At 66.9% G+C, this 8,292-nt stretch carries 11 protein-coding genes; 10 read left to right on the forward strand and 1 reads right to left on the reverse strand.

Features of this window, described 5'->3' with window-relative positions; translation table 11 throughout:
• Position 1: 1 nt before the first annotated feature.
• The 9 genes from Q7F20_RS07595 to Q7F20_RS07635 are packed head-to-tail and all read left to right on the forward strand — an operon-like array spanning position 2 to position 6,672.
• Positions 2-427 (forward strand): hypothetical protein, encoded by a 426-nt coding sequence (locus Q7F20_RS07595; RefSeq protein ID WP_305739500.1) that lies wholly within the window; start codon positions 2-4, stop codon positions 425-427.
• Between the two features lie 3 nt (positions 428-430).
• Positions 431-946, forward strand: coding sequence for a hypothetical protein (locus Q7F20_RS07600; protein ID WP_305739501.1), 516 nt, complete (start codon positions 431-433; stop codon positions 944-946).
• A 7-nt stretch (positions 947-953) separates the two neighbouring features.
• Positions 954-2,720 (forward strand): hypothetical protein, encoded by a 1,767-nt coding sequence (locus Q7F20_RS07605; RefSeq protein ID WP_305739502.1) that lies wholly within the window; start codon positions 954-956, stop codon positions 2,718-2,720.
• Positions 2,720-3,091 (forward strand): hypothetical protein, encoded by a 372-nt coding sequence (locus tag Q7F20_RS07610; RefSeq protein WP_305739503.1) that lies wholly within the window; start codon positions 2,720-2,722, stop codon positions 3,089-3,091. Before Q7F20_RS07605 ends, Q7F20_RS07610 begins: the two co-directional genes overlap by 1 nt.
• Positions 3,092-3,094: 3 nt before the next feature.
• Positions 3,095-4,885: a carbohydrate binding domain-containing protein gene (locus Q7F20_RS07615; protein ID WP_305739504.1), complete on the forward strand. Its 1,791-nt coding sequence runs from the start codon at positions 3,095-3,097 to the stop codon at positions 4,883-4,885.
• A gap of 9 nt (positions 4,886-4,894) precedes the next feature.
• Positions 4,895-5,449, forward strand: a complete 555-nt coding sequence (locus tag Q7F20_RS07620) for a hypothetical protein (protein WP_305739505.1) — start codon at positions 4,895-4,897, stop codon at positions 5,447-5,449.
• Positions 5,446-5,799 carry a hypothetical protein gene (locus tag Q7F20_RS07625; RefSeq protein WP_305739506.1) on the forward strand — a complete coding sequence of 118 codons (354 nt, stop codon included), beginning with the start codon at positions 5,446-5,448 and terminating at the stop codon, positions 5,797-5,799. Before Q7F20_RS07620 ends, Q7F20_RS07625 begins: the two co-directional genes overlap by 4 nt.
• Positions 5,796-6,053: a holin gene (locus Q7F20_RS07630; RefSeq protein WP_305739507.1), complete on the forward strand. Its 258-nt coding sequence runs from the start codon at positions 5,796-5,798 to the stop codon at positions 6,051-6,053. The genes Q7F20_RS07625 and Q7F20_RS07630 overlap by 4 nt, the downstream gene beginning before the upstream one ends.
• Positions 6,043-6,672: a M15 family metallopeptidase gene (locus Q7F20_RS07635; protein ID WP_305739508.1), complete on the forward strand. Its 630-nt coding sequence runs from the start codon at positions 6,043-6,045 to the stop codon at positions 6,670-6,672. Before Q7F20_RS07630 ends, Q7F20_RS07635 begins: the two co-directional genes overlap by 11 nt.
• Here the strand turns inward: Q7F20_RS07635 and Q7F20_RS07640 are convergent.
• Entirely contained in the window at positions 6,669-6,902 is a 234-nt protein-coding gene (locus Q7F20_RS07640) for a hypothetical protein (RefSeq protein WP_305739509.1), read from the reverse strand. The genes Q7F20_RS07635 and Q7F20_RS07640 overlap by 4 nt on opposite strands.
• A 331-nt stretch (positions 6,903-7,233) precedes the next feature.
• Here Q7F20_RS07640 and ccsB point away from each other — a divergent pair, with 331 nt between their 5' ends.
• Positions 7,234-8,220, forward strand: coding sequence for a c-type cytochrome biogenesis protein CcsB (gene ccsB / locus Q7F20_RS07645; RefSeq protein ID WP_305739513.1), 987 nt, complete (start codon positions 7,234-7,236; stop codon positions 8,218-8,220).
• The last annotated feature ends 72 nt before the right edge of the window (positions 8,221-8,292 follow it).

The following is an 8,292-nucleotide window of genomic DNA, read 5'->3' on the forward strand; positions in this document are numbered from 1 at the left end:
CATGGCCCAGATCGGTGTTCAGCCGTTCACCCTCACCGACGTCAAGCTCAAGGTCGACGCCGACAACTACGAGAAGCACGTCTCGCAGGTCGAGTTCCAGCCGCAGGGCGGTGTGACCACCTGGAAGGGACTGACCCCGGACGCGGCGTTCTCGTTCGCGCAGACGCCCACCTGGCAGCTCGTCCTCGCGGTCGCTCAGGACTGGACGACCCCGGACAGCCTCTCCCGCTACCTGTTCGACAACCAGGGGAAGACCGTCTCGGCGACCTTCACCCCGGTCAATGGCGGCCCGGACATCGCCGCTGACATCATCATCACCGCGCCGAACATCGGTGGCGCGGTGGACGCTGTCGCAGCCTCGACGGTCACTCTCGGCGTCATCGGGAAGCCGACGATCGCCGCCGCGGCCGGCGGGTCCGGGTCCTGACGGATGGCGGGCAGCGGTCGGATCTCGGTCCTCGTCTCTGACGAGCTCCGAACGCTGCTGTCCGCCCTCCGCGAGGTTCCGAAGGACGTGCAGGCGCAGGTCCGGAAGTACACGAAGGCAGACGCCCAGCCGATCTGGCAGGCAGAGGTGCGCTCGCGAGTCCAGACCACCGTGGACGAGCGCGTCTTCGGCAAGACCGCCCGAGTCCGGGTGTCGAACCAGAACGTCAACCTCGAGGCCGCTCGGATCGGCAAGAGCCTGTCAGGCGGAGCAAAGCCGTCGCAGGTGGCAGCCGGATACGAGTTCGGCCGCAACGGCGATCCCCGCACGACCTACATGACCACCAGTCGCAAGGGGAAGCGGTACGCCGCGACCCGACACACGAAGCGCCAGCTTCCCACCCGAAACACGAACGGCCGCGTGGTCTTCCCCTCGACCCGCTCCTCGATCCCCAGGTTCGCGTCCCTGTGGATCCAGACCGCGGCCCGCACCCTGTACGACGCCTTCGACCGAAAGTAGGTGACCCATGGCCGGCGGCTTCTCCGTCAGCATCGGCTCTGACACGCGCCTGTTCGAGCAGGGCGTGAAGGTCGGCGTCATCGCGCCCGTCGAGGATGCCCAGGACGCGCTGCAGGACCTCGCGAACACCAGCACCTCTCGGCTCGACCGCGGGCTCGACGACCTCAGCAAGGCCGGAAAGGACGTCGGCGACGACATTCGGGACGGCTCGAAGAAGGCCGAGCGTGCGCTCGATGACCTCGGCGACGCGGGGAAGGACGCCGGCAACGACCTCGAGGCCGGACTCAAGGACGCGCAGTCCGAAACGTCGAAGACGACGGCCGACTACAAGGAGATGGCCGAGAAGATCCGCGCCGAGACGGCGAAGATCAAGGCGCAGTCGAAGGAGGACTTCAACGGCGCTGGCGGGGCGACCGGCGAGTTCAAGGAAGAAGCCCTCTCCAACTTCTCCGAGGTCACGTCCTCATTCACCGGCGACATGCAGTCGATCACGGACCTGGCACAGGGCACCTTCGGCGGCCTCGCGTCGTTGGGCGGTCCGGCCTCGCTCGTCTTCGGCGGCATCGCGGTCGCGGTTGGCCTGATCGGTCAGGCGTTCGCGACGTCCGGCGAAGAATCGGACGAGTTCAAGGAAAAGATCCAGGACCTTGCTCAGACGAAGCTCGAGGATCTGTTCGGCCAGTACGAGGACAGCGGTGACGACCTCGCACGCGGCCTGCGGAAGTGGGCCACTGACGCAGACTCGTTCGGTGGTTCCCTGACCGACCTGCAGAAGAACGCGCGCAAGGCGGGCCTCGGCGTCGGCGAACTGACCGCGGCGATCGGATCCCAGTCCGTGTCGAAGATGCGGGCTCTGCGGACGGAGGTCGACAAGCAGATCGACTCGCTGCAGAAGCAGGCGGCGACCCTGTCCGACGGCACGGCGAAGGGTCGGATTGCTGCCAAGGGTGCCCAGGAGCAGGCTGACGCGGCTCGTGAGGTGAGGAAGCAGCTCGATCAGAACCTCAAGGTGAACGACGCCTACGAGGAGAGCGTGCGAGCGGTCGCGAAGGCACAGGGACAGACCGTCAAGCAGTACCTCGCGACCGTCGATGCTCAGGCGAAGGCTGAGGAGGCGAACCAGAAGCTCGAGGACTCGATGAAGTCCCTCGCCGAGCAGAGCGGCGAGTCCACCGCCGAGCTCGTTGACAACTCGTCCCTCGGCGCGAACAACTACATCGCTGGCATGGAGAAGCGCCAAGCCGCCGACGACCAGTACTACTCGAATCTGCAGGCCGTCGGGAAGGCCGTCCCAGACAGCGTCTACCAGTACCTGCAGGGCCAGGGTGAGGCGTTCAGCCAGGAGCTCGCGACGTACCTCTCCGCGACGCCCGAGCAGCAGGCCCGCATCCTCGACGGTTGGAAGAAGGCCGCGGGCTCCGGCACCGACATCGACGGCCCGACGGTCAAGGCGAAGGGCGACACGTCCGACGTCGACCGCAAGACCGCCGAGAAGGGCAAGGAGAAGAAGGCCGGTCCGACATCGAAGCTGCAGCCCGACACGAAGGACCTCGACGCGAAGGTCCGCGAGAAGGGCGGGCAGAAGTCCAAGGGGCCGACGATGGCGTTCCAGTCGGATACGTCCGACGTTGACCGCGCGATCTCGTCCCTCAAGAAGAAGACGTTCAGCGGCCCGACCGCCGTGTTCCAGGTCGACCGGTCGTCGGTCAACAACACGATCGCGAACCTGCGGAACACGACGATCACGGTCAAGGTGAAGGCGGTGGACGGCTGATGTCGGCCTCATTCTCAGTCGGGTCGCGTGCGATCCTCCCGTTCGCGGTCACGGACCAGGCGTTCGAGCGCGCGGTGAACACCATCTTCAACCCGGTCGTCGGTGGCGGCGTCGTCGCGACCGCGTTCCCGGCGTCGCTTCGCAGCGGGTCGATGACGGCCGTCTTCACCGACCTCGCAGCTGCGCTCGACTTCGACAACATGCTCGCCGGCACCGCGCCGATCACCTGGTCGGACACGTCGACCTCGCTGACGATCCGGTTCCTCGCCGACCAGACGATCAGCCTCACGCAGAGCGACGACGAGATCACCCTGTCGGATGGCACGGACGTCTACGTGTGGGGCGTCTCGTTCAGCTACCAGGAGGTGTGACCGATGGCCGTCGTGCAGAACATCGTCATCACCGTGCAACTGGTGAGCCCGACCGGCTCGACCGTCGCAACCCTGAACCCCACCGAGCTCTCCTGGACGCAGGACGAGTCCGGATCGCCGATGTTCACCGGCCGGACCACCGTCGCCATGCCGACCGCGGCGCAGTTCGCGATGCTCCGACCCGGCGCTGGCTACTTCCTCCGCGTCGGCGGCTGGCTCGCCGAGCAGGACACGCAGACGTACCTGTTCAAGATCACCGACCGCACCCGCACGCCGCTCGGCCTCGTGGAGCTCCAGTTCGGTGGCCCGGAGATCGACCTGCAGGCGTACACGCCGACCGCTGTCGATCGCGGGCCGTGGGCGCAGCAGTGGGCCGTCGACGCCATCATCGCCTACGTCCTCGACGCCGTGTGGGGCACCCGGTGGGGCAAGTACTCGTACGGCGACAAGACGTTCGGTGAGTCCGACCCGAGCGTCATAGTCCCGTTCCCGACGTACGCGCCGGCAACGAACCTCATCGCGAACGGCGGCTTCGAGAGTGGCACGACGACCGGCTGGACCGCGATGGCGTGCACCGCGTCGGCAGTGTCAGGGAGCTGGACCTCGAGCGGTGCCTACGCCATCCGCCTGTTTCCCAACTCCAACAGCGCCAACTCGTACGTCTACACGACGGTCAACGTCGAGCCGAACACGACCTACACCGTCTCGGCGACAATCCGAGTCGGCCAACCCATGACCGGCACGGTCGCAGACACGGCACGCCGCATCCTGATCACCGGGTCGGTGAACGGACAGGGCTACGAGCTCGCACGTAGCGCGCAGGGGCCGAGCAGCACGAACGGCACGCAGCGGCTCTCCCGCACGTTCACGACGCCGGCCATGCTCGACAGCAACCAGGTCGCCATCCGCCTCTACCACGGGCAGACATCGACCGGATTCGTCGGCATCCTCTGGGACGACGTCCTCATGGTCGAGGGCGACGGCCTCGACACGGACAGTGTTACCCCGATCCCGTACTTCGATGGCGACACCGTGGATGGCACGGCCGGCTACAACTACGACTGGCAGGGCAGCGCGAAGGCGAGCACGGCGACTCGCACCCCGATCATCGACCGCAGCCCCGACATGCTCACCTGGTCGCCCGGACAGTCGGCGTGGGACTTCCTGCAGCCAATCCTGCAGTCGGTCGGCCTGCACCTCTGGTGCGATAGCTACGACATCGACTTCAGGCCCGGTTCGGTCAGCACGCGGGTGTTCTGGGCCACCAACCAGTTCGGCTTCAAGTCCACGGCGCGGCGGACCCTGCAGGGCTTCAACCTGCTCGACATCAGCCAGGTCGACTCGTGGTCCGCGGAGTTCAGCGACGGCACGCCGATGTACGCCGACCAGGTGATCCTCCACTACACGTGGAACGACTCCCTCAACCAGCCTCGCGAGGCGTACGACGTGTACCCGGCGACCGGCAAGAAGCCGTACTTCATGGAGCTCGAGGACACGCCCTTCGCTGGCAAGGGGCGCGCACAGGGCATCTACAACCGGATCAGCTCCCGCGCCACGATGCTGCAGGGCATCACCTGGTTCGAGCGCGGCACGTTCCCGGGCCAGCAGATCGCCGTCACGGCCGACGCGATCGGCGGATCGGCAGTCGGGTACGTCGAGGCGACCACGCACGATCCGTTCCGCGGAACGACCGAGTTCCGCACGAAGCAGACCATCGCCTACACGTCGAAGTCGTGGTTCGCCGCGACCGGCACGTGGGCCTCTCAGACCGGCACCTGGGCCGACGAAGCATAGGAGACACTCGTGGCAAACGGAGACATTGCAAGCGCTCGCGGGTGGACCACTTACGCGTCCACCCAGCAGCGGTCGCAGGGCTGGGACAACGACAACTACGTCCTCGACCGCGCCGCCGAGCAGGCGAACCGCCTCGACGTCGTGGAGGCGGCGGTCAACCAGCCGATCTTCAAGGTCGGCCGGTCCACTGTCACCGCCGACCTCGACGACGGGCAGATCTACACCGTCGTCGGCAACTGGTTCGCCGCCCCGACGATCAACACCGGATTCACCCGATGGAACGCCGGCCAACTGACCGTCGCGAAGGCCGGCATCTACCGGCTTACCGCGCACGTCAACTTCATCAACGACCGCGACACCGTCGAGGTCTACGTGATGCAGAACGGCAACTACGTCGTGAAGCAGACGAACGCCGGCCGCGGCGCGACGGGGACCGAGCTCGTTCGCCTCGCAGCCGGTGACGTGCTCGCCATGCGCGTCCTCTGCATCGGTGCGGGCTTCCACAACCTGATCAACACCAACCCCTACGACATGTCGTTCTCGGCCGAGTGGGTGCGCGCATGATCGTCGCCGCGACCGCACCCAACCCAGCGGAGGTGTCGAACGACCACTTCGGCATCATCGTCGGCGGCATCGTCGCAGTGCTCGTTGCCCTCTGCACGCTCGGCGGCATCGTCCTGCCGCTCCTGATCAAGGCGCGCAACGACGCGGCCGTGGCGCGTGACCAGACCGCGAACAACCACGAAAGCAACCTCCGAGACGACATGGACGGCAAGCACGAGGACCAGGCGGTCCGCATCGACTGGATCGTCGCCGCGGTCACCTACCTCCTCGATCGCGACCAGACCGGCGGCGCTGACGCACGGAAGCGCGCCGAGCTCATGAACACCCGACCCGAAAGCAGGCACCCGTGAACATCACTCCAGCAGTCAAGGACGCCTTCGAGCGAGCCGTGTCCACCGCCGCACAGACCGCGATCGGCGTCATCGGCATCGACGCCGTCACAGTGCTCGACGTCGACTGGCAGACGGTTGCCGGAGCAGCAGCCCTCGCGGCCATCGCGAGCGTCCTCAAGACGCTCGCAGCCCTCGGGACGACCGGAACAACGTCGCTCGCGATCCGGAGCCCAGAGAAGGTCAAGCAGCGGGGAGAGCACGTTGCCGACTAACGGACTCCTCAACACGTCGGCCCTCGTCACTGGCCTCGGCTTCCGACCGATCGAAGACGGCGCGGGCGGTCTGCTCCGTCCCGACGTCGCGCGGCAGCACAACCTCATGGCCGCGCAGTTCGAGCGTGACCTCGGCGAGCCGCTGCTCTACTCCGAGGGCTACCGGTCGCTCGCGAGGCAGAACCTCAAGTGGTCGCAGTACCAGCACGGCGGGACGCTTGCCGCTTTCCCCGGCACGTCCACGCACGGCCTCGCCGTCACGATCGACTACGCGTCCGGCGTCGGCTACCCAACCACCGAGGCGTCCCGCTGGATGGACGAGCACGGACCCGCATACGGCTTCATCGCTGACGTCCCGTCCGAGCGCTGGCACCGTCACTTCGCTGTCACACCCACCATCACCGCAGTGCCGCACACCGCGGCACTGCACGACGAACAGGAAGAACCCGACATGATCATCCTCAGCAACGGCAAGGGGCAGGGCCTGCTCACCGGCAAGACCCTCACCGGCATCCCGTCCACTGCCGACGTGCAGGCGCTCGTCAAGGCAGGCGTGCCCTCTGCGACCGTCTCGCGGGAGTTCTACGCGAAGCTGCAGCGCGAGCTCGGCAGCGCCTAGCGAATGCCGTAGACGCGCCGGTCGTCGCGTTCCTGCTGCAGTTCCTGCGACGACTTCGGCGCGCGGCCCTCAGCTTCGGCGGCGTCTTGCTCGTCGAGCCAGTCCTTCAACACCTCGGCGTTCTCGGTGATGCGGTTCACGTGCTGGTTCCACGTGATCGCGAGCCCGCCCTTCGGGGTGTGACTCACGGCCGATGCCGCCGCGATGAGTGCTGCCTGACGATTATTCATGACGAGAGCATACTTTTCCCATGAAGATTGACTGTCCCACCCCAGGATGCAAAGCGGAGGCCGAAGTGACTTTCCCCGACCCGCGGGATCGCCGCCTGTCACTAGGTCCGCGGTACACGTGCGCAAACGGTCATCGTGGCCCGGCTCGCATCACGCCGCCGAACGACCCGCGGCTGCCCTGACGAGTCCGCAGCGAGTCCGCAAAAGCCCCACAAGTGGCCTCATGTCAGCAACACGTGACACCATGAAGAGCCGCGCAGAATCAACGATCACACCGCCCCACAGCACCTGGCACCCATGCTGGGGGAGTTAGGATTCCCCAGTGAACGACATGACGACGAACCTCGCGACCTACTCGGTCGTGCTGACGTACTCCGCGATGGCGGTCTACGTCATCGCGTTCATCGCGTTCGCCCTCGACATGGCCAAGCGCGCCGGCAACGTCGCTGCTGCATCCGGCTCCGCCGCCGCACCGACGACCGCCGCGGAACGCGCGGTGGCGACCGTCCAGGGCGGCACCGTCGTCCTCGAGAAGGTGGCGGCCGACGACGACCGCGCGGGTCGTCGCGGCACGAAGTTCGAGCGCGTCGGCATGGCCATGACGATCCTCGCGCTCGTGCTGCACGTCGCCTCCGTCGTCCTGCGCGGCATCGCAGCCGACCGTGTGCCGTGGGGCAACATGTTCGAGTTCTCGCTGACCGGCACGGCGCTGATCACCCTGATCTTCCTGCTCGTCCAGTTCTGGCAGAACCTGAAGTTCCTCGGCGTCTTCATCACCGGGCTGACGATCATCCTGCTCGGCATCGCGACCGTGAACTACTGGGTGCCCGTCGTGCCGCTGCAGCCCGCGCTGCAGTCCTACTGGCTCGTCATCCACGTCTTCGTGGCGATCGCGGGGACGGGCTTCTTCGCCCTGGGCGCCGGACTCGCCGTGGCGCAGCTCGTGCAGACCTACCGCCAGGGCCGCACCGCGTCCGGCAAGCTCCGTTTCATGGAGACGCTGCCGGACGCCGACCGACTCGAGGTCCTCACCTACCGCGTCCTCCTCGTCGGCTTCGTCCTCTGGACCTTCACGCTCATCGCCGGCGCGATCTGGGCCGAGCGCGCCTGGGGCCGGTACTGGGGGTGGGACACGAAGGAGGTCTGGACCTTCATCATCTGGGTGGTCTACGCCGGGTACATCCACGCGCGTGCGACCCGCGGGTGGCGTGGCGCGCGGTCGTCCTGGCTCGCCCTCATCGGCTTCGCCGCGGTGATGTTCAACTTCTCCGTCGTGAACGTGTTCTTCAAGGGCCTGCACAGCTACTCCGGACTGTGAGCCCCACGGGTCGCTGACGCGGCCCCGGTCGCGACCACGACCGGACGGGAGGCGCGGTGCCGGCTGGCACCG

The organism is Curtobacterium sp. A7_M15 (assembly GCF_030705415.1).
GTDB lineage: Bacteria > Actinomycetota > Actinomycetes > Actinomycetales > Microbacteriaceae > Curtobacterium.

What these genes read in the sequence shown, in the direction of transcription:
- Q7F20_RS07615 (WP_305739504.1), top strand. Translation starts at nt 3,095, where the DNA reads ATGGCCGTCGTGCAGAACATCGTCATCACCGTGCAACTGGTGAGCCCG.
- Q7F20_RS07610 (WP_305739503.1), top strand. Translation starts at nt 2,720, where the DNA reads ATGTCGGCCTCATTCTCAGTCGGGTCGCGTGCGATCCTCCCGTTCGCG.
- Q7F20_RS07640 (WP_305739509.1), bottom strand. Translation starts at nt 6,902, where the DNA reads ATGAATAATCGTCAGGCAGCACTCATCGCGGCGGCATCGGCCGTGAGT.
- Q7F20_RS07600 (WP_305739501.1), top strand. Translation starts at nt 431, where the DNA reads ATGGCGGGCAGCGGTCGGATCTCGGTCCTCGTCTCTGACGAGCTCCGA.
- Q7F20_RS07625 (WP_305739506.1), top strand. Translation starts at nt 5,446, where the DNA reads ATGATCGTCGCCGCGACCGCACCCAACCCAGCGGAGGTGTCGAACGAC.
- Q7F20_RS07595 (WP_305739500.1), top strand. Translation starts at nt 2, where the DNA reads ATGGCCCAGATCGGTGTTCAGCCGTTCACCCTCACCGACGTCAAGCTC.
- Q7F20_RS07605 (WP_305739502.1), top strand. Translation starts at nt 954, where the DNA reads ATGGCCGGCGGCTTCTCCGTCAGCATCGGCTCTGACACGCGCCTGTTC.
- ccsB (WP_305739513.1), top strand. Translation starts at nt 7,234, where the DNA reads ATGACGACGAACCTCGCGACCTACTCGGTCGTGCTGACGTACTCCGCG.